General features: G+C 54.1%; 22 protein-coding genes. 2 read left to right on the forward strand and 20 right to left on the reverse strand.

Annotated features, from left to right (window positions below; translation table 11 throughout):
- Nucleotides 1-6: 6 nt before the first annotated feature.
- The 4 genes from nrdH to CZ787_RS11440 all read right to left on the reverse strand — a co-directional run bounded on the left by nrdH (nt 7) and on the right by CZ787_RS11440 (nt 3,047).
- On the reverse strand, nt 7-228 hold the full coding sequence (gene nrdH, locus CZ787_RS11425) for a glutaredoxin-like protein NrdH (RefSeq protein ID WP_087109257.1): 222 nt from the start codon (nt 226-228) through the stop codon (nt 7-9).
- A 252-nt stretch (nt 229-480) separates the two neighbouring features.
- Nucleotides 481-1,092, reverse strand: coding sequence for a superoxide dismutase (locus tag CZ787_RS11430; RefSeq protein WP_087109259.1), 612 nt, complete (start codon nt 1,090-1,092; stop codon nt 481-483).
- Between the two features lie 222 nt (nt 1,093-1,314).
- On the reverse strand, nt 1,315-2,241 hold the full coding sequence (locus CZ787_RS11435) for an electron transfer flavoprotein subunit alpha/FixB family protein (protein ID WP_087109261.1): 927 nt from the start codon (nt 2,239-2,241) through the stop codon (nt 1,315-1,317).
- Nucleotides 2,242-2,297: 56 nt separating this feature from the next.
- Complete coding sequence (locus CZ787_RS11440; protein ID WP_087109263.1) at nt 2,298-3,047, reverse strand: electron transfer flavoprotein subunit beta/FixA family protein; 750 nt, start codon at nt 3,045-3,047, stop codon at nt 2,298-2,300.
- Between the two features lie 392 nt (nt 3,048-3,439).
- On the opposite strand from CZ787_RS11440, the gene CZ787_RS11445 reads away from it, so the two are divergent.
- Nucleotides 3,440-5,104: an electron transfer flavoprotein-ubiquinone oxidoreductase gene (locus tag CZ787_RS11445; RefSeq protein WP_087109265.1), complete on the forward strand. Its 1,665-nt coding sequence runs from the start codon at nt 3,440-3,442 to the stop codon at nt 5,102-5,104.
- Nucleotides 5,105-5,149: 45 nt separating this feature from the next.
- Here the strand turns inward: CZ787_RS11445 and CZ787_RS11450 are convergent, their stop codons facing one another.
- The 15 genes from CZ787_RS11450 to CZ787_RS11520 all read right to left on the reverse strand — a co-directional run bounded on the left by CZ787_RS11450 (nt 5,150) and on the right by CZ787_RS11520 (nt 18,372).
- Entirely contained in the window at nt 5,150-7,357 is a 2,208-nt protein-coding gene (locus tag CZ787_RS11450; protein WP_087109267.1) for an ATP-dependent helicase, read from the reverse strand.
- Nucleotides 7,354-7,938 carry a DUF1285 domain-containing protein gene (locus tag CZ787_RS11455; protein ID WP_087109269.1) on the reverse strand — a complete coding sequence of 195 codons (585 nt, stop codon included), beginning with the start codon at nt 7,936-7,938 and terminating at the stop codon, nt 7,354-7,356. Before CZ787_RS11455 ends, CZ787_RS11450 begins: the two co-directional genes overlap by 4 nt.
- 25 nt (nt 7,939-7,963) lie before the next feature.
- Nucleotides 7,964-8,803, reverse strand: a complete 840-nt coding sequence (locus CZ787_RS11460; protein WP_087109271.1) for a TatD family hydrolase — start codon at nt 8,801-8,803, stop codon at nt 7,964-7,966.
- Between the two features lie 46 nt (nt 8,804-8,849).
- Nucleotides 8,850-9,182, reverse strand: a complete 333-nt coding sequence (locus tag CZ787_RS11465; protein ID WP_087109273.1) for a PilZ domain-containing protein — start codon at nt 9,180-9,182, stop codon at nt 8,850-8,852.
- 90 nt (nt 9,183-9,272) lie between these two features.
- The gene (locus CZ787_RS11470) at nt 9,273-10,259 is read right to left on the reverse strand and encodes a DNA polymerase III subunit delta' (protein ID WP_087109275.1); all 987 of its coding nucleotides are present in this window, start codon (nt 10,257-10,259) and stop codon (nt 9,273-9,275) included.
- Complete coding sequence (gene tmk, locus CZ787_RS11475; protein WP_087109277.1) at nt 10,250-10,903, reverse strand: dTMP kinase; 654 nt, start codon at nt 10,901-10,903, stop codon at nt 10,250-10,252. The genes CZ787_RS11470 and tmk overlap by 10 nt, the downstream gene beginning before the upstream one ends.
- A 63-nt stretch (nt 10,904-10,966) precedes the next feature.
- Entirely contained in the window at nt 10,967-11,971 is a 1,005-nt protein-coding gene (gene mltG / locus CZ787_RS11480) for an endolytic transglycosylase MltG (RefSeq protein WP_087109279.1), read from the reverse strand.
- Between the two features lie 9 nt (nt 11,972-11,980).
- On the reverse strand, nt 11,981-12,808 hold the full coding sequence (gene pabC / locus CZ787_RS11485; protein WP_087109281.1) for an aminodeoxychorismate lyase: 828 nt from the start codon (nt 12,806-12,808) through the stop codon (nt 11,981-11,983).
- 6 nt (nt 12,809-12,814) lie between these two features.
- On the reverse strand, nt 12,815-14,053 hold the full coding sequence (gene fabF / locus CZ787_RS11490; RefSeq protein WP_087109283.1) for a beta-ketoacyl-ACP synthase II: 1,239 nt from the start codon (nt 14,051-14,053) through the stop codon (nt 12,815-12,817).
- Nucleotides 14,054-14,244: 191 nt separating this feature from the next.
- Nucleotides 14,245-14,478, reverse strand: a complete 234-nt coding sequence (gene acpP / locus CZ787_RS11495) for an acyl carrier protein (protein ID WP_008956801.1) — start codon at nt 14,476-14,478, stop codon at nt 14,245-14,247.
- A 124-nt stretch (nt 14,479-14,602) separates the two neighbouring features.
- On the reverse strand, nt 14,603-15,346 hold the full coding sequence (gene fabG, locus CZ787_RS11500; protein WP_087109285.1) for a 3-oxoacyl-ACP reductase FabG: 744 nt from the start codon (nt 15,344-15,346) through the stop codon (nt 14,603-14,605).
- Between the two features lie 69 nt (nt 15,347-15,415).
- Nucleotides 15,416-16,375 carry an ACP S-malonyltransferase gene (fabD, locus tag CZ787_RS11505; protein WP_087109287.1) on the reverse strand — a complete coding sequence of 320 codons (960 nt, stop codon included), beginning with the start codon at nt 16,373-16,375 and terminating at the stop codon, nt 15,416-15,418.
- A gap of 196 nt (nt 16,376-16,571) precedes the next feature.
- Entirely contained in the window at nt 16,572-17,591 is a 1,020-nt protein-coding gene (gene plsX / locus CZ787_RS11510; protein WP_087109289.1) for a phosphate acyltransferase PlsX, read from the reverse strand.
- Nucleotides 17,592-17,634: 43 nt separating this feature from the next.
- Nucleotides 17,635-17,805, reverse strand: coding sequence for a 50S ribosomal protein L32 (rpmF, locus tag CZ787_RS11515; RefSeq protein ID WP_087109291.1), 171 nt, complete (start codon nt 17,803-17,805; stop codon nt 17,635-17,637).
- A gap of 36 nt (nt 17,806-17,841) precedes the next feature.
- Nucleotides 17,842-18,372 carry a YceD family protein gene (locus CZ787_RS11520; protein ID WP_087109293.1) on the reverse strand — a complete coding sequence of 177 codons (531 nt, stop codon included), beginning with the start codon at nt 18,370-18,372 and terminating at the stop codon, nt 17,842-17,844.
- Nucleotides 18,373-18,540: 168 nt separating this feature from the next.
- Here CZ787_RS11520 and CZ787_RS11525 point away from each other — a divergent pair, with 168 nt between their 5' ends.
- Nucleotides 18,541-19,140: a Maf family protein gene (locus CZ787_RS11525; RefSeq protein ID WP_087109295.1), complete on the forward strand. Its 600-nt coding sequence runs from the start codon at nt 18,541-18,543 to the stop codon at nt 19,138-19,140.
- 8 nt (nt 19,141-19,148) lie between these two features.
- Here the strand turns inward: CZ787_RS11525 and sppA are convergent, their stop codons facing one another.
- Nucleotides 19,149-20,273: a signal peptide peptidase SppA gene (sppA, locus tag CZ787_RS11530; protein ID WP_087109297.1), complete on the reverse strand. Its 1,125-nt coding sequence runs from the start codon at nt 20,271-20,273 to the stop codon at nt 19,149-19,151.
- Nucleotides 20,274-20,298: the final 25 nt, after the last annotated feature.

A 20,298-nucleotide genomic window follows, 5' to 3' on the forward strand; every position in this document is an offset into this window, starting at 1 on the left:
GCAATTTTACGCCAACGCTTGGATACGGTCCGGGCGGAAACCCGACCAGTGATCATCACCAGCAACGACAACCGGAAGCTGACGGTAGCCAAGGGCCTCTACTTCTTGTTGGGCACCCGACTCGGCCGTAATATCGATAACGGTATACGCTAAACCCTGTTTATCCAGAGCACGGTAGGTAGCAGTACACTGAACACAAGCAGGCTTGCTATAAATCTGGATTGCCATGGTCATTTTCCCCTTTTCATAGCGGTATTTTTCGGGTAGAGCATATCTAGTATCTCCCCCTCTCTGAAGACATCACGCATACTATATATAGACCATGGGAAAATCAATTCAAGCATATATAGTATTTTTTCATCCACAGGTTATTGACAGCTCATTCCCAGCCTACGGCCTGGAAATAAAAAAACCGCCCCACAGAGGGGGCGGCCTTTTGCAGGCGCCAACGGCTGGCATCCTGCCCTACATAGCGCTAAATTAAGCGATAGCAGCCTGGTAGCGACGCTCTACGTCTTCCCAGTTAACAACGTCGAAGAACGCAGCAACGTAATCAGGACGCTTGTTCTGATACTTCAGGTAGTAGGCGTGCTCCCATACATCCAAGCCGAGCAGCGGCGTGTTGCCGTGCATCAACGGGTTATCCTGGTTTAGCGTGTTTTCAACAACCAGCTTTTTATCGGGAGTAACAGAGAGCCATGCCCAGCCGCTACCAAAACGACCTACGGCTGCCTTTTTGAACTCTTCCTTGAAGGAGTCCAAGCCGCCCAGCTCGCTATCGATAGCTTTTGCAACATCGCCCTGGGGTTGACCACCACCGTTTGGTGACATCATCTGCCAGAACATGGAGTGGTTGGCATGGCCGCCGCCGTTGTTAATAACCGCTTGGCGCTTGGCTTCTGGTACGCGGTCCAGGTTCGAAACGAGTTCTTCAATCGCAACGTCCTCAAGGCCTGTGCCTTCAAGCGCAGCGTTGAGATTATTAACGTACGTTTGGTGGTGACGCGAATGATGGATTTCCATGGTCATCGCATCGATATTCGGCTCGAGAGCGTCATAAGCGTACGGCAGTTCGGGAAGGGTATGTGCCATTTTATCATCTCCTTGAGTGGCTTTCGTTGCGTTCACTACATTACATGCGGTCAGCCCGCACCTTTTTCAACCGCCATGGCGATACTTTCTCAGCCTTGGCTGATGCTGTTTCGTATTGTGCCCGTACTTTAGCCAACTACGGGCGATTTATCTAACTGCTCGCATGCAAAAAGCCGGCTCTTGATTCAGCCGGCTTACATCAATCAGATCCCCCAAAACAGCTTATAGCTTGCTCTCTAGTTCAGGCAGAATATCAAACAGATCGCCTACCAGACCATAGTCCGCTACTTGAAAGATCGGCGCTTCGTCGTCTTTATTAATCGCGACAATGACCTTGGAGTCTTTCATGCCCGCCAAATGCTGGATCGCGCCCGAAATGCCCACGGCAATGTAGAGATCCGGCGCGACGATCTTGCCAGTTTGCCCGACCTGCATGTCGTTAGGAACAAAGCCTGCATCTACCGCTGCCCGTGAGGCACCTACGGCCGCCCCCAGCTTGTCGGCAATACCGTCCAGCAGCTTGAAGTTTTCACCATTGCCCATGCCGCGGCCGCCTGAAATAACCACTTTGGCGCCACCCAGCTCGGGGCGGTCGGACTGTGCAAGCTCTTCTTTAACAAAGCTTGACTGGGTGTTTTCAACCACTACGTCGATCGCTTCGACCGTAGCGCTGCCGCTGTCGGCAACGGCATCAAACGCGCTGGAGCGCACGGTAATTACTTTCAGCGGATCATCGCTTTTCACGGTAGCGATGGCGTTCCCCGCATAAATGGGACGCAGGAAGGTATCAGCGCCCTCAATGCCAATGACGTCGGAAAGCTGGCTAACATCTTTCAGTGCAGCCAAACGCGGCAACACATTTTTACCTGTTGTGGAGGCGCTCGCCAGCACATGGGTGTAACCATTGGCTAGTTCCATCAGCAGCGCACCCATGGGCTCAGCCAGTTGGTAAGCGTAAACAGCGTTATCTGCAACCCGCACCTTGCTTACGCCATCAAGTTTGGCGGCTGCTTCAGCGGCGGCCTGGACGCCCTCTCCAGCCACCAGAACGTCAATATCGCCACCGATGGCTTTGGCGGCGGCTACCACGTGAGCTGTGGCGCTGGCGAGTTGGCCGTCATTGATATCGGCAAGTACCAAAATGCTCATTAGATCAGCTCCTTTCAAAGCACTTATCTTGAAGAACTTATCTCAAAGAATTTTTCTTAAAGAACTTTGGCTTCATTTTTTAGTTTATCGATCAATTCATCCACCGACGCAACTTTAATACCGCCTTTACGTTCTGCCGGGGACTCGACTTTCAAAAGGCTTACCTTGGATGCCACCTCAATGCCGTAATCGGCTGGGGTTTTGACATCCATCGGTTTCTTTTTGGCCTTCATGATATCCGGCAGCTTGGCGTAGCGTGGCTCGTTCAAGCGCAAATCGGTTGTCACAATGGCAGGCAGCGTCAGGGCAACGGTCTGCAAGCCGCCATCGATTTCACGGGTAACATTAACCGTATCACCATCAACGACCACTTCTGAGGCGAACGTGCCTTGCGGCAAGTTGGTTAATGCGGCCAGCATCTGGCCCGTCTGGTTATTGTCGGTGTCAATCGCCTGCTTACCCAGAATGACCAGGCCGGGCTGCTCTTCATCAACCACCTTGGCCAGCAACTTGGCAACTGCTAGCGACTCAACTCGCGCGTCGGTTTCGATGTGAATAGCGCGGTCAGCACCCAGCGCCAGCGCCGTACGCAGCTGCTCCTGGGCGGCTTTGGGGCCAACGGTGACGGCCACTACTTCAGTAGCAACGCCCTTCTCTTTTAGACGTACAGCCTCTTCCACCGCAATTTCGCAGAAGGGATTCATGGCCATTTTGACATTGGTAAGATCAACGTCAGAGTGGTCTGCTTTGACGCGGATTTTGACGTTATAGTCGATGACGCGTTTAACCGCGACGAGTACTTTCATAGGTTCCTCGCTTGGCTGGTGGCAAAAGCCGTTAACCAAAGTCGGCACCCGCCCAGCGGACACCGCTTATAAAAGAGTCAGCCTCGCCATACACGATGACGATGCCGAAGAGATTCATGCAAGCGTTTGATAGGCACGCAGTTCAAAACCTTGTTAATTTGCCACAGCCTGCCCAATAGCAACAATACCCATTCGCTACCGCAATAGTCGAACAGTCGCCAAACAGGGATACGTTTGGGCCACTTAGTGTGAAACGCGGCTTTTAGCATCGTAGGCGTGACCTGACCACGGTATTATGCCTATCATGGAGCATAACCAGAAGCAAACGACCGTTTTATATTAAGGCCGTGTTTTTATAAGGCACTGCACTTATGAGAATAAGGAGAGACCAGGTGGAAAATGTTGAACGCGACGTCATGGACTTCGATGTAGTGATTGTAGGCGCGGGCCCTTCTGGACTTGCCGCTGCCTGCCGCCTGATGCAACAAGCAAATGAAGCCGAACATGAGCTCACCGTCTGCGTGGTGGAAAAAGGCTCAGAGGTGGGCGCGCACATTTTATCTGGCGCGGTGTTTGAGCCACGGGCGCTCAATGAACTCTTTCCCGATTGGCAAGAGCGTGGCGCCCCTTTGAACACTCCCGCCATTCGCGACGATGTATACCTGCTGAAAGATGATCAAAAGGCGCAGAAGCTACCCAATTCGCTGGTCCCCAAAAGCATGCACAATACCGGCGGTGATCAAACGCGATACGTGATCAGTGCTGGCAATCTGTGCCGCTGGCTCGCCGAGCAAGCTGAAGAGCTTGGCGTTGAAATTTTCCCTGGCTTCGCCGCCCAGGACGTCATTATTGAAGAAGACGCCGTACGCGGCATTTTGATAGGCGATATGGGCGTTGCCGCTGACGGCACGCCGAAAGATGGCTATATGCCCGGCATGGAGCTGCGCGCCAAATACACGCTGTTTGCCGAAGGTGCGCGCGGCCATTTAGGCAAACGCTTAATCAAGCATTTTTCCCTTGATGCCGGACGCGATCCACAACACTACGGCATAGGCCTAAAAGAACTCTGGGACGTTCCTGCTGACAAGCATGAACCGGGGCTTGTGGTTCACGGCTCTGGCTGGCCGCTGGGTAAAGACACCTCGGGGGGCTGGTTCCTGTATCACGCTGAAAACCAGCAGGTGGTTGTCGGGCTGATTATGGATCTTTCCTATCAGAACCCCTGGCTTTCGCCGTTTGATGAATTTCAGCGCATGAAGCATCACCCCGCGCTTAGCCAATATCTGGAAGGCGGTAAGCGCGTGGCTTACGGCGCCCGGGCACTCACCAAAGGAGGCTTTAACTGCCTGCCTAAAATGACGTTTGCAGGCGGCCTACTGATTGGCTGTGATGCAGGAACCCTTAATTTCTCCAAAATCAAAGGCCTGCATACCGCCATGAAGTCAGGCCTGGTGGCCGCTGAAAGCGTTTTTGAAGCCCTAAAAGCGGGTGATGAAGGCGCTCAAGAGCTCACTAGTTTTACCCAAAAGTGGGAAGCCAGCTGGGCTTACGAAGAACTGAAAGAGAGCGCAAGTTTTGGACCCGCCATGCATAAGTACGGCACCGTGGGTGGCGGCGCTTACAACTTTGTTAATCAGTTGCTGGGCAACAAGCTGCCCAATGTTCACGACACGACCACTGATTACGGCGCTCTAAAACCGGCGGCAGAGTTTGAAAAAATCAATTATCCCAAGCCTGACGGAAAGCTCTCGTTTGATAAGTCGTCTTCGGTGTTTCTCTCCAACACCAATCACGAAGAGGACCAGCCATGCCACTTGCGCCTGGACGATCCTGACATTCCGATTAAGCACAACTTACCCAAGTACGCCGAGCCGGCCCAGCGTTACTGCCCCGCTGGCGTGTATGAAGTGGTAGAGGATGATGCTGGGCAGCCACGTTTTCAGATCAACTTCCAGAACTGCGTGCACTGCAAAACTTGTGACATTAAGGACCCGGCCCAGAATATTACCTGGGTAGCGCCTGAAGGCGGCGGTGGGCCCAACTATCCCAATATGTAAGCTGTAAACGACAGCGGCAAAAGAGCCACTTGCACCGCCTAATTGTTAGGCGGATTGCACAGGTGGCTCTAATCGCTCAATGGGTGCGCGGCGAGCAATTAAACGTCGCCTGCCTGCTTGAACAAAACGCACATCAATGACCGGGTCAGAGGGATTACCTTCTACCGAGGCAATCTCTCCCTCACCAAAAACGGCGTGATGCAGGCGTTGACCGGGGTAAAAGTGCTCCCCAGGCGCATAAGCGGCTTGGGGCTCCTTCATCTCGGGCACCGTTAACGTAATATCTTCACGTCCTAACCGCTCAAGATAGCGTTTTACAATCGCTGGCGAAGCCGCTTGTAACGCAGCGCTTGTGGGTTCGCTCTTCGCCAAACACTCGGCAATATGCATGCTGTCTTGCCAGGCGCTTTCAGCAATAAAGCGACTTGGACGATGCGAGCCACCATCGTGCATGACCAGAAGCTGCTCTTCTGCGCGAGTAATCGCGACATAAAAGAGTCGGCGTTCTTCTTCAAGACGCTCATCGCTAAGCGGCGTATCCCGGCTATAATGCGGGAAGTCTTCCTCATTGACGCCAGCGACTACCACAAGCGGCCACTCCAACCCTTTGGCACCATGCACGGTTGAAATCAGGACACCCTCGGCCTGGTTTTCAACCGGACGCTCTAATAACGCTATAAAGGCGTCAGGATCAGGCACGCTTTGAGCCTGTTCGATCAGCACATCCAAAAGGCGGACGTCCTCCTCACCTTTATCTCGCCGGGCTGCGGCACGCTTTAACGTTTTTTCAGCGTCGATGCTTTCCACTACATGGCTAAGTAATTTAGCGGATGGCCATGCACTTAGCTTGGGAAGCTCACACAATAACGCCCAGCGTTTTTTTAACGTACGCCGTTGAAGCGGCTTTAGCTCAGTAAGCACGGGGTCATGCCGTTCTGGCCAGTCTTGCGTAGTGGCCAACTGGTAGGCCAAGCGCTGTAGGCGTTCCCGTGCAACAAAAGGGGTCGGCTGAGAGAGTAGTAACAGCAAGTGCTCCGGGTCGTGGAGAAGCTCAGGACGGCGAGATAGTTTTAAGTAACCCACCAACGCCTGCACCAGCGGTAAGCGAAAGACAAAACGATCTTCACGTAGTAAGCGAAAGGGGATGCCGGCCTGCAATAACGCCAGTTGGAACGGCACGGAAAGTGCCCAACTGCGCACTAACAGGCTGACCTGGTAAAAAGCGCGTCCCTGCGCACTCCAATCCATCAAGGTATCCAGCAGGACAGCACTTCCCTGCCCGACCGATACCCGCGTGTCCGGATTATTTGCCGCCGCTAAACAGAGCTGATCGGGACGTCGTTGATTGGCAACAATCGCGTGATTCGCTGTTAATGCCAGCGCATGCCCATGGCGAAACGTCGTTGATAGTGGGTAATCGGTGGGCTGCCCGAAGGTCGCGGTAAAATCCTCCAGCATGGTGTCCGGCCGCGCACCACGCCACTCGTAAATACACTGATTGGCATCCCCTACCGCCATAACCGCAGCCGTGCTTCCCGCTAATACCGCAAGGAGGCGTTGCTGAGCCGCGTTGATATCCTGATACTCATCAATAATAACGTGATCCAAAAAGCCCTCCACGCGCTGGCGTAGCGCACGGTCAGCTTCCAGCGCCAAGAGTGGCCGATAAAGCAAATCGGCGTAGGTCATAAGACCTTCATCCGCTAGCATTCGCTCTGCTTCGTTAAACGCGCCGGGGAAATAATCGGTGTCCGGCTCGTAGTTAAGCCGCTCATAAAGTGCTTGAGGTTCGGCCATTTCTGCTTTGACCAGATTACAAAAATGCGCCAGCGCCTCCAGGCGCTCGCCCTCAATGGCCGCATCGCGCCGCTCAACGCTTTCATGCAGTACATTTAAACTTGCCTGGCGAAGCAAGCGCTCCAACTGCCAGTCAGCCGACAGCAATCGGCGTGATGCGAGCACTCCCCAACGGCACAGACTTTGGGTTAATCGATGCCCCAGCGAGTGAAAAGTACGCACCGCAGGCAGCGCCTGCCCGGAAGGAGCCATGCTTACCAAGCGTTGATGAAAATCATCCCGTGCCGAGCGGTTAAACATCAATATCAGCATCCGCTTGGGCGCAACCCCACCGGCCAGCAGGTGCAGTACTCGTGCTGCCATAGTGGTGGTTTTACCCGCACCGGCGACTGCCGCTACTCTGGCATGGCCGTTTTCATGATGGACAACAGCAAGTTGTTCTGCGGTTAACTTCACAAAGCCTCACTCGGTGCGCCATTACCGCCACCAGCACCGTCCTCAGCATCCACACAGCCGAGTGGAAACCATTCACCGGCACTCCACACACCGACTTCACACTGGCCATTAACCAGCGTTTTCATACTTGCCGCGTCAACCAACTGATAAAAAACATGGCGATGTAATCGGGCGGATAACCCATAACGGACAGCAATTTCCGGCAGCATCTCGCCACCCGGGGTCTCGCTGAACGCCAGAGGGTGTGTCGCGTCAAGGCGCACGACATCTTCAAACTGGGTCGTAAACCACCAGGCATCATCATGAAAGTCGGCCTCAACAGCCACAAAGGGCAAATCGTCTACCTGGAGACACCAACGCTCAACAGGTGTAACCAGGCAGTAGCCTTCCGGGTCGTGGCGCAACAGCGAGGATAGCAAACGCACAACATCAGGACGGGCAAACGGTTGTCCTTCGTGTAACCAGGTGCCGTCTGCTTGAATCACAATATTGATATCGCCAGACAGCGCTGGCTGCCATTGATCCACAGGCGGAATAGTGGCCACACTTTGACGCTGCTGCAGGAGTCGATCAATATTCATTGCATCCGCCTTGCGCTAATACCGCTTAACGTGAAGACACGAGCCCAGACTGCGCCAGGGCCTGTTTAACATGCGCAGGCGCATCCGGCACGGCCGCTTTAAAAAGCTGAAAGAAGTTGGCCGTCGTTTGCATGGCCACTTCGTCGACACTGATACCCCGCGCTTTGGCGATGCACTCTGCCACCTCAACGACCCACGCAGGTTCGTTGGGTTTGCCACGGTAAGGCACAGGGGCCAAGTAAGGACTATCGGTTTCAACAAGAAGACGATCCAGCGGCAGTTGACGGGCCAATTCACGCAGCGACGCCGCGTTATTAAAGGTAATAATACCGGACAACGAAATATAGAAGCCAAGCCGCACCGCTTCACGCGCCATGTCCAAGTCTTCAGTAAAGCAGTGGAGCACACCACCGACGCGTGGATCGCTATATTCTCGCAACAAGGCAAGCGTGTCTTCCTTGGCTTCCCGGGTATGTACGATAACTGGCAACTCAAGCTCGCGGGCAGCAATCAAGTGCTGCTTAAAGCGCTCATGCTGCACCGCAACCAGCACGCTTTCCTGATAGTGATAATCCAGCCCGGTTTCACCAATGGCAATGGCGCCGTACTGCTCTGCGGCTTCTTGAATATCACTCGCCAATGGCTCTTGAACAGGCGTATGCAGCGGATGAAGGCCCGCCGAAATAGCGACGTCGCTATGCTCACGAGCAATCGCAGCGAGGCCTGGCATATCCTCAAGGGTCACTGAAATCGCCAAAAACTGGCTAACGTTTGCAGCTCTCGCCGCGTTTAGCGTGGCGGCGATATCACCACCGTGTGTGTGCTCCGACAAACGATCCAAATGACAGTGCGAATCAACAAACATGAACGTCTCATCAACCAAAAAGAGAAATAAAAAAGGCAGGATAACGCTAAAGCGTCAATGAGGGAGCCGTATGGTCATCAGCTTCCAGCAGCATTTCGATGCGCTCGCGCAGAGCGCTATCCTTGAAGCTAAAGTGAACACCAATTCCCGCGACACGCTGACTACTTACCTCGTCAGGCGATATCCATACGACATCACCCGAAACCGTCAGGCGTTCACACTCACCCGGCAACGTGAGCAATAAAGTGACCTGATCACCCAGCGCATAGGGCGTTTTGGTAGGTACAAACAGACCTCCACGCTCCAAAAACGGCATATAAGCTGAAAATAGCGTAGACGTATCAGGTACGGTGAGGGCAAGGGCTTTCTGAACACTCATATCAACCTCACTCGCCGGTAAACCCATGACCACAGTCGTAAATACATAACTAGAGGTTGATGGTTGAAATCCATAGCCAACGCAATAACGCTATGAGCGCAGTAGCGCTGCCCAACGCACTAACCATGCTTCAAGCACCAACTGCGGGTTTGGGTTGGCCCCAACCGCTAACAGGCGCCGCTGTTCTCGGGCGTAATCCAGCAAACGGAACCAATCCTGTGCACGGCCGTTTTTGACCGCCTGGCGGTAAAGGGGCTCTAAATCGGGATTATGTAGTACGCTTGCTTCACCTGAAATACCCAAACGAATTAAGTCTTCAAGCCACGCGATACCGTACCACAAGATAGCGTCAATCGCTTGGCGGTCCAGCCGTGCGGCCTCCGACACCGGCTCAGCGCCCCGCACCAGTTGCTCAAAGCAGTCATGAATCTGGTGGCGTAATGCCCGCTCTTCAGGCGAGGCTAATTCAGCCGCCAAAAGCGGTAATCCACCCGATACCTGCCACCAAAAGTGCGCCTCTTCCTCACCGCCCAACTTTTCGATTAACCAGCTGCGACACGCAGTGAAAGGTACACTGGGCAACGACCACTGCTGGCACCGGGAGCGAATAGTCGCCAACATGCGAGATGGCACATCAGACAGCAGAATAAACAGCGTTTTAGCACCAGGCTCTTCCAGACTTTTAAGCAACGCATTGGCCGCGGCGATGTTCATGCTCTCTGCCGGTGAAATAACAATCACGCGATAGCCGCCCTGCTGAGCGGTCTGTGAGACAAACCGATTAACATCGCGGATAGGGTCAATACGTATCTGGCGCTTGCCTTCTTCAGGCGAAACCCGCAACAGGTCCGGATGATAACCCGACGCCAGCATGGAACAGCTGTGACACTGGCCGCATGCCAGCCCATTCGGGTTTGCGCACAACATGCGGGCAATTAGCACCTCTGCCAGCTGCTGCTTACCCACGCCGTGAGCGCCGCTTAACAAAATGGCATGGGGCATACGCCCCTCATCTGACAGCCGCACCAACTGCTGCCATGTGGCCTCATGCCAAGGCAGTAGGCCGCTTAACGCCATAGGGCTATCCGTTCGGCGAGCGCACCCAGTATATCGGCTTGCACGCTGGCCAGCGGCTGATGGGCATTAATGAGCGCAAAGCGCTCAGGCTCAGCACTAGCACGCGCCAGGTAGGCGTCACGGACGGCGTGAAAGAACTCGCCCCGCTCCTGCTCAAAGCGGTCACGCTGTTCATTGCGGCTGTTAAGCCGCGACTCCAGGCGCGACTGCGCCGCAGTTAACGGCATATCGAGCAGTAACGTCAGGTCTGGCGTTAGCCCCTTCTGCACAAAGGCTTCAAGCTGGGCAATACGCTCAACCGACATACCACGCCCGCCGCCCTGATAGGCAAAGGTTGCATCAGTAAAACGGTCGCATACCACCCATGCACCGCGCTCCAATGCAGGTACTATTTTTTCGGCCAGATGCTGCGCTCGCGCGGCAAACATGAGTAACAGCTCGGCATCGGCGTGCAATGGCTCTTGGGGAGCAGGGTCCAGCAGTAGCGCGCGGATCGCCTCGGCGCGCGGCGTTCCCCCTGGTTCGCGGGTGCTCACCACGTCAAGACCTTGCGCTTCCAGCGATGCGACCACAAAAGCCATATTGGTGGATTTACCTACGCCCTCACCGCCTTCAAGCGTAATAAAGCGTCCCCGCTTGGTCATTGCCATCCCTTAATCAACGCTTGCATCGTTGAGATCAACTTCATGAAAAACCAACACTTTGGATCAGCGGTTGCGAATATAGCGATTAACTGCATTATTGTGCTCACGCAGCGTACGCGAAAAGTGGTGTGTGCCGTCACCCTTGGATACGAAATAGAGCGTCTCGCCAGGCAGGGGATCGACCGCTGCTTCAAGCGACGCTCGCCCCGGCATGGCAATCGGCGTAGGCGGCATGCCATCAATCACATAGGTATTGTAAGGCGTGGCTTCACGCAGATCGGCATAGGTAATGCGCCCTTGATACCGGTCGCCCATACCATAAATCACGGTCGGATCAGTTTGTAGGCGCATGCCCTGCTCCGTCCGGCGCTTAAAGACACCGGCGATCTCACGCCTCTCTTCAGGCGCGCCTGTTTCACGCTCAATCAGCGATGCCATAATAAGCGCCTCATAAGGCGTCTCAATGGTCAGGTCATCGGAACGTGCGGCCCATACCTTTTCTAAAATGTTTTCCATCCGCACCAACGCTTGGCGCAAAATATCGACGTCACTCATACCCAGGTGGTAGCGGTACGTATCGGGGAAAAACCAGCCCTCTGGAAAGGTGCCTTCTCTATCCAGCAAGGTCATTATTTCTTCATCGCTCAACTCCGCCGTGCGATGCTCCAGCTTGGGCGCGTTATTGAGTAGATCGCGTAGTTGACTGAATGAGCGTCCTTCTGGAAGCGTCAACGGATACGTCACCACTCGGTTACTGCCTAACAGCCCCAGCATTTCAAGCCCATTCATACCGGGCGTTAACTCATATTCGCCCACACGAAGACGGGGAATACGTTCCGGCTGAACCCGAGCCAATACTTGAAAAGCCCAGGCATCCTCAAGAATCCCTTGCGCCTCCAACTGCGCAACCACCTGATTAAAGCCTGCTCCAGCAGGCACCTGATATAAAACAGGGACTTCTAAAGCAAGAGGAGCGTCTAATCGGCTTTGCCAATAAAAATAGCTGCCTGCGACGCCAACGACGCCCAATACCAGAATAATTCCAACAGCGGCCAGTAACCGTTTCAACGTATCACCTCAACAAAATAGGTCAGGGCTTGCGGTATAAGTTGACGCATAGCCAAGCAGACGATGCGCCTGTGTTTGGAACTTATCGGGCTGATTAATCGGCCAACGCTGCAGACAATCCGCATCTTCAGACAATAACGTCGCCACTGGCCATACCCCCTGTACGGAGTTCGCCACCCAAGCGCGCTCAACGGCGGGTAAGGCTTCAAGGGTTAGATTGGCTTCGCGCACAGCGCCTTCAGCAATTAACGCGGCACGCAATGTACCGGCCACGCCACATGTATCGAGTGGCGGCGTAAACAGTTCACCGTGTTGCTGCCAAAACAGGTTCATGCTGGTCGCCTCGATCAACTGCCCTTGAGCGTCCGCCAGCAAACCTTCGGCAATCGACACATCCTGCCACTCTTGTCGTGCCATTACATTTTCGAGGCGGTTCAAATGCTTGATACCAGCCAAAGCCGGTTGGTGAGCCAAGCGTATGCGACAGATACGCACCGTCACGCCGCTTTTCCAGCGCTCAACCATAGGGGCGAAAGAAGTCCGCCGACTTAGTAAACGGGGTGTTGGTGTATCAGGTAATGCATACCCCCTTCCACCACTACCCCGTGTAACAATCAGTTTTAATACTTCAAGCGGTGCTGTGGCGCTTCCCTGCCAAGTGGCATCTATCGCCTCTTGGCAAGGAACTGGAATGCCGAGCCGCTGACACCCCTTCACCAACCGCGCTACGTGGTATGCCCACAGCACCGGTTTACCGTTACGCAGCAGTACCGTTTCGAACACGCCGTCCCCATACGCCAGCCCGCGATCATCAAACGGCACCTGAGGTAGGGTCATCTTGCGTTATACCTTTTTAAACAGCAGCGAGCCGTTGGTGCCGCCAAACCCAAACGAGTTGGACAAGGCAACATCAATGCGCATGTTACGCGCCGTGTGCGGCACATAATCCAGATTGCAGCCTTCCTGAGGGTTATCCAGGTTAATGGTTGGAGGTGCCACCTGATCACGAATGGCCAGGATGCTAAACACCGCTTCAACAGCGCCAGCAGCTCCTAACAAATGGCCAATCATGGACTTGGTAGAACTTACCGCCACATCCTGAGCGGCACTGCCCATTACCCGTTCAACAGCACGGCTTTCTGCAAGGTCGCCAGCGGCCGTGGAGGTTCCATGCGCGTTAATATAGTGCACTTCGGAAGGGTCCATTTGAGCATCTTTAATCGCATTGCTCATGGAAAGCGCAGCCCCGCGACCATCTGCAGGCGGTGCCGTCATGTGATAGGCATCATCACTCATACCAAACCCGACAAGCTCGGCATAGATATTCGCGCCACGTGCTTTGGCATGCTCGTACTCTTCAAGTACCAGTACACCGGCACCATCCGAGAGAACAAAGCCATCGCGATCTTTATCCCAAGGACGGCTTGCTGCTTCGGGATTATCATTACGCGTTGAAAGCGCTCGGGCGGCAGAGAAGCCTCCTAGGCCAAGTGGCGTCGTTGCCATTTCAGCACCACCGCAGATCATGACATCCGCATCACCATAGGCAATCGTACGTGCACTATAGCCAATATTGTGCGTACCGCTGGTACATGCGGTGGTAATAGCGATGTTAGGGCCTTGAAAGCCATGTTGAATCGCCAAATTGCCCGAGATCATATTGATGATGGAGCCCGGCACGAAAAAAGGTGATACGCGACGAGCGCCGCCCTTATTAAGCGCATTGTGGTTATGCTCGATCATGGGCAGGCCACCAATGCCTGACCCCATGGCCACCCCGATACGCGGTGCATTCTCTTCTGTACAGGTAATACCAGCATCCTGAATTGCCTGCGCGCCAGCCGCCATGCCGTACTGAATGAACAGGTCCATTTTGCGGGCTTCTTTGGGATTCAGATAAGAGCTAATATCAAAATTCTTAACCGAACCACCAAAGCGTGTATTGAAGCTACTTGTATCAAAGTGCTCAATGGGCGCTATGCCGCTCTTACCGGCCGTAATATTCGCCCACGTTTCATCCACGCTATTGCCCACTGGGGTCACCAGGCCTAACCCAGTTACCACTACCCTTCTTCGCGCCATTAGCTTTCCTCCAGGCATCCATGGTGACTCGACCCATCCGGGTCATTTTCAGCAGAAATTAGGTGCCTAGTATAACGGAGATTGAACGTTATGTTTACGGTGAAGCACAAAGCAAAAAAGCCGCCCGTTAAAAGGGCGGCTTTTAAGGGGGGTGCTAGCACCACACCCTCGTTTGATGCATCAACTTGCCCTTACTGGTGGGCGTTTACGTAGTCGATGGCTTCCTGAACTGTCGTAATTTTTTCCGCCTCTTCATCAGGAATTTCAGTATCGAATTCCTCTTCCAAAGCCATTACCAGCTCAACAGTGTCAAGCGAGTCAGCACCCAAGTCTTCAGTGAAAGAAGAGCTGTTCTGGATGTCTTCTTCTTTAACGTTCAGGCGCTCTGCTACAACTTTCTTAACGCGCTCTTCAATAGTACTCATTAACGTACTCCAGTCGTTCACATTAGCCGTTTTGGATAACCAGCTATTTGGAAACCGCAAGCCAAAAGCTGCGGGGTAGTTTATAGACGCCCTTAGGCAGACGCAACCGCTAAGCCTAAGGCCATCAACGCATATTCATGCCGCCATTCACATGCAGCGTCTCACCGGTAATGTAACCTGCAGCATCACTGGTAAGAAAACCGACAGCGGCGGCTATCTCTTCCGGGCCGCCCAGACGAGCCAACGGAATTTGCTTCAGCAGCATTTCATGCTGTGCTTCCGGCAACGCTTCGGTCATATCGGTGGCAATGAAGCCTGGTGCTACCGCATTAACGGTAATTGCACGTGAAGCCACTTCACGTGCCAACGCACGGCTAAAACCCTCCATACCCGCTTTTGCAGCCGCATAGTTAGTCTGGCCAAGGTTACCCATGGTCGCCACTACAGAGCTGATGGATACGATACGTCCAAAACGCGCTTTGGTCATGCCTCGCAGGCACGCCTTGCTTACACGATAGACGGACTTGAGATTGGTATCCATCACCGAATCCCACTCATCCTCTTTCATGCGCATCAATAAATTATCACGCGTAATACCCGCGTTATTAACCAAAATTGTCGGCGCACCAAAGCGCTCCGCGATGACCTTAAGCACGTCATCAATGCTCGTCTGGTCCGTCACGTTAAGGCAAAGACCAGCACCTTCAATGCCGTTTTGCTGCAAATCGGCATCAATTTTTTGTGCACCGGACTCACTGGTCGCGGTTCCGATCACGATACGGCCCTGACGGCCCAGCTCGTGGGCAATCGCTCGACCGATACCACGACTGGCACCAGTAACAAGCGCAACTCGGCGTTCTTGCGTCATAATTTTTTGCCTTTAACTATTTGCTTTTTAACCACATAAATAAGCAAGGATAGCGAAAATTTCGGCGAACTAGGCGTCACCAGCCTGCGCTTCACGTGCCAGCTCAAGCGCCGCATCCAGGCTGTCAGGGTCATTGACTGCCAGCCCTTTAGCACCACGGACAATACGCTTGTTAAGCCCTGTCAGCACTTTACCTGGACCACACTCAATAAACACATTAACAGACTGAGCAGCCATGGCTTCAACGCATGCTGCCCAACGCACCGGTTGATAAAGCTGTTCGATCAACCGCGTACGCAGCGTATCAATGTCGGCATGCGCCTGCGCATCTACGTTTTGAATAACCGTGTAACGTGGCGCTCGAAATTCGACACTTTCCATAGCGGCGGCCAAACGCTCGGCTGCTGGACGCATCAGTTCACAATGTGAAGGCACCGAAACCGGTAGCGCCATTGCACGCTTGGCACCCGCCTCCTGACACGCCACAATCGCCCGCTCAACCGCAGCGGCACTTCCAGCAATCACGACCTGGCCCGGTGAATTATAATTAACGGCCGAAACAATATCTCCCTGCGCAGCACTGGCGCAAGCGGCTTCAACCGCATTATCCTCCAAGCCGAGAATAGCCGCCATACCGCCCTCACCGACCGGCACTGCGTCCTGCATGGCTTCGCCACGAAGGCGAACCAGTTGAACGCCTTCAGCAAAGCCCATCACGCCCGCACACACCATGGCGCTATATTCACCCAGGCTATGCCCGGCCATGACAGTAGGTCGAGGCCCTTCAAGCTCCTGCCACACCCGCCAAATTGCAACACTAGCAGAAAGCAGCGCAGGCTGCGTGCAAGCGGTCGCGTTTAGCGTGGCCTCGGGGCCTTCCTGGACGACTTTCCACAAGTCGTAACCAAGTGCATCCGAAGCTTCCTCAAATGTTGTTCCCACTACACTATAGCGTTCGGCTAGCTCACGCAGCATTCCAAGCTGCTGAGAGCCTTGCCCGGGAAAAATGAGGGCAAGGGGTTGAGACATGTCGTTCACCTTTGCTCTTTAGGCATTTGCTCATTTGAGCGATAGGCGTGGCTATGGGTACATCCTGCTGTCACCAATAGCCCGCAAAATAAGTTCTAACCTATTATTATCGAGCACTTTACCTAGTAGCACTCTGCACCCATACCCTACACCATGGTGCACACATGGGCGCCTTTCTTAATAGCTGAAAATTGTATTAACGGCGCTCCCAACGCCCTGCCATACGCGCGGGCAGATTATGCTCCACTTCACGTACAGCGCGCTGGATCGCATAGTAAAAACCCTCTGCCTGGGTACCTCCATGGCTTTTCACCACGATGCCCTTCAAACCAAGCAGGCTTGCCCCATTGTAGCGCACAGGGTTTAATTCTTGCTTTAGATAGCGCAACACAGGCTTGGCCAGTAGACTTGCCAAACGACCGCTTAGACGCGATTCAAACGCCATTTGGACACGCTCAACCAGCATACGAGTCAAACCTTCGCTTGCTTTGAGTACGGCATTCCCGACAAAGCCATCACACACAACCACATCAAGCTTGCCTTCAAAAAGATCACCACCTTCGGCATACCCGTGATAGGCAAAGGCGGACGCATCAGGATATTCGCGCAGAAGCCGGTCTGCTTCGCGCACATTAGCACTCCCCTTTGTGGCTTCCGCCCCCACATTAAGCAGCGCAACACGGGGCAGGCTTACATTATCGACACACTGTGCCATCGCAGCACCCATGACGGCAAAATCAACCAACCGGTGCGCGGGTGAATCCACGTTCGCCCCTAAATCCAGTAAGTAGCAGCGGCGACCGTAACGGGCCGGAATCGCAGTACTAATGGCAGGGCGCGAAATACCTTTAAGCGTTCCCAGTTCACGACGAGCAAGAGCCACCAACGCAGCCGTATTGCCCGCGCTTACTCCAGCAACTGACTCACCCAGCCGAAGGCTTCGCAGCATACACGCCATACTACTCGCCTGGCCGTGTCTAAGCGCCCAGGCAGCACTTGATGCCTGAGAGATGCTTAAAGGGGCATCACTAACCGCTAAACGTGACGCTGCCGCAGCCAAAGGCTGCGGCAAGCGTGAAAGCTCAGCAATAATTTGCTGACGCGGACCAAACAGAGTCAATTCAAGACCAGGATGTTCAATCACTGCTCTTGCAGAGCCTTCGATAACCGCATGGGAGCCTTGATCGCCTCCCATCACATCAATCGCTAGGCGCATGCAGCACCCACTCTACTTGGCCGCTTAACAAGATAGTTAAGGCTTATACCTCAACCACCTTGCGACCACGGTAGAAACCATCTGCAGCGACGTGGTGACGCAGGTGCGTCGTACCGGTTTCTTTGTCCTGAGACAGCGTCGGCGCGCTCAGCGCGTCGTGGCTACGACGCATACCGCGCTTGGAACGAGTCTTACGGTTCTTTTGAACTGCCATGGGTGTTTACTCCAGGGTGTGTAGGGTAAATAACGCTTACTTTTTGCCCTTTAAGGCATTAAGCACTGCGAAAGGGTTCGTGGCCGGCGTCGCTTCTTCTGACGTGCCGTCTGTCTTGCTGACCAGCTGCTCCGCCGAGACATGGCATTCGGTCTCATCGTGATAGACCACCTGCGGCAGACTGAGGATAAGCTCATCCTCAACTACCGTTAGTAGATCCAGCTGTTCTTTTTCCACCAGCACCGGTTCATGACTGGCAGGCAGCTCGGCGGCCAAGGCCTCGTCACTGATCATTCCAAGCAGGAAATCACTGGACACGTCTTGGCTCAGCGGCACCAAGCAACGACGACATGGCAATGCCAGTGTCGCTTGCAAATGGCCACGAATTTCACGACGACCTTGGGCATCCACACCAAACTCAAGGACAACATGACAGTCGCCTGTTTGGTCACCTGCCTCTTCGGCAAGCCGTGGCAACGAATTCAGTGCCACTACGCCTTCTAGTCGTTCGCGGCGGGCTGCAAGCTTATAAGGCTCAACCCGGCTGGGGAGTTGTGAGGTCAACATAGGCGCGCAATGATAGGCACTCCCCCCGCTGGTGTCAAAGCTTCAACACAATTCTTCGTGGTTTATCGCACATTTCCCCATGACTTATCGCCCAAACCAGCAAATTAGGCACGCTCGCTGGCTTTCGCTACACTCCCTTTTTATTCCAAATCGCTTAGGAGAAATGGCGTGCCGCTTACTCAAAACGCATCGCTGGTGCTGGGCTCAAGTTCGCGCTGGCGACGAGAGCTGTTGGAACGCTTACAGCTTCCCTATCAGTGCTATTCACCCGACATTGACGAAACACCTCGCGCCAATGAGTCCTCCAAGGCGCTTGTGCATCGTTTAGCGCTCAGCAAAGCCAACGCCGTGGCGCCCCACTTCCCCAATCACTACATCATCGGTTCAGACCAGGTAGCGCTCTTTGAAGGCGACATACTGGGCAAGCCTCACACGCAGGAACGCGCTTGCGCCAACCTGGCGCGCTTTTCAGGTCAGCGCGTTACCTTTTTAACCGGCTTAGCGCTGCTTGATACCCAAAGGCAACGTCACTATACCCATATAGAGCCTTTCGACGTTGTCTTTCGGCCGCTAACCACACGCGAAATTGAGCGCTATGTCGCCCTTGAGCAACCATTGGACAGCGCTGGCAGCTTTCGAATGGAAGGATTAGGCATCACGCTGTTTGAAGCGTTAGAAGGGCGCGATCCGAATGCACTGATCGGACTTCCGCTTATTGCGCTATGTAGCATGCTGCGTCAAGTGGGCATGGACCCACTCGACGGTTAACGTCAGGCTTATTGTGCTTGGTAGCGTAGCGGCGAGTTAGGCGCCTTAAGGCCAAGCACCTCCGCCGCCACTTGAGTAAAGCGTCGCGTCAGCCGATCAAACGGATCAAGGCGCGGCGTGTAATCTTCCCAACTCGCCTCACCCACCTGATCACGCGCCACTTCTTCCAGACTTGCCAGTTGGTCCACCAAGCCAAGCTCAAGCGCCTGCTCGCCGCTCCAGATAAGCCCAGAGAATATATCGGGCTGATCGCTTAGCCGATCGCCTCGCCCAGCACGAACGTCATCCATAAATTGCTGATGTGTTTGCGTTAAAACACTCTGCCAGAATACCTGCGCTTCTTCATCAAGCGGCTGAAACGGATCCAAAAATGCCTTATTCTCGCCCGCCGTTAACACACGGCGCTCCACACCTATCTGGCTGATCGCATCCTGAAAGCCAAACCCTGCATAAATAACCCCAATCGAGCCCACCAGGCTTGCCGGTGAAGCAATAATTTCATCTGCTGCCGAGGCGATATAATACGCCCCACTCGCACCGATATCCTCGATAACCGCCAGAATCGGCTTATCACCCTGTTCGCGCAGGCGCATGATTTCCGCATAAATACGCTGCGATTGAACCGGGCTACCACCAGGGCTATCAATGTGCAGCACAACGGCTTCGACATTATCGGATTCCCAGGCGCGGTTTAGCCCCTGAATGATACGCTCGGCATTTGCTGGAGCGTCACTGGCGATAACGCCATTAACGTCTACGATGCCTAAGTGACGCTGCAGGGTAGACGCATCGCCCGTTGTCGCCCAAAAGGCGTTATATACAACGGTCGCGACGAACGCCAGTATCAAAAAGAGCGTCATGAAACGGAAAAACAACTTCCAACGCCGTGTACGGCGCTGCTCCGTTAACACGCCACCAATCCAGCGATCCATCATTTCAACCTGAGCCAAGCGCTGCCGCTCACGTAGCGTTTCAGCATCATCGCCTGCCGCCCCCACCGTAGCAGCCTCATCTTTATAAGCCGCCACGTCCGGGCCCTGTGTCCAGCGATCCTGACTTGAATGATCAGGCGTAGGGCTGTCCGCAGACTGTTGGTACCCGCGGCTATCACTGCGGCGCCAATCATCACTCATATATCATCCTTCTTGAGTTTAGGGA

Source organism: Halomonas citrativorans (assembly GCF_900163645.1).
Taxonomy (GTDB): Bacteria; Pseudomonadota; Gammaproteobacteria; order Pseudomonadales; family Halomonadaceae; genus Vreelandella; species Vreelandella citrativorans.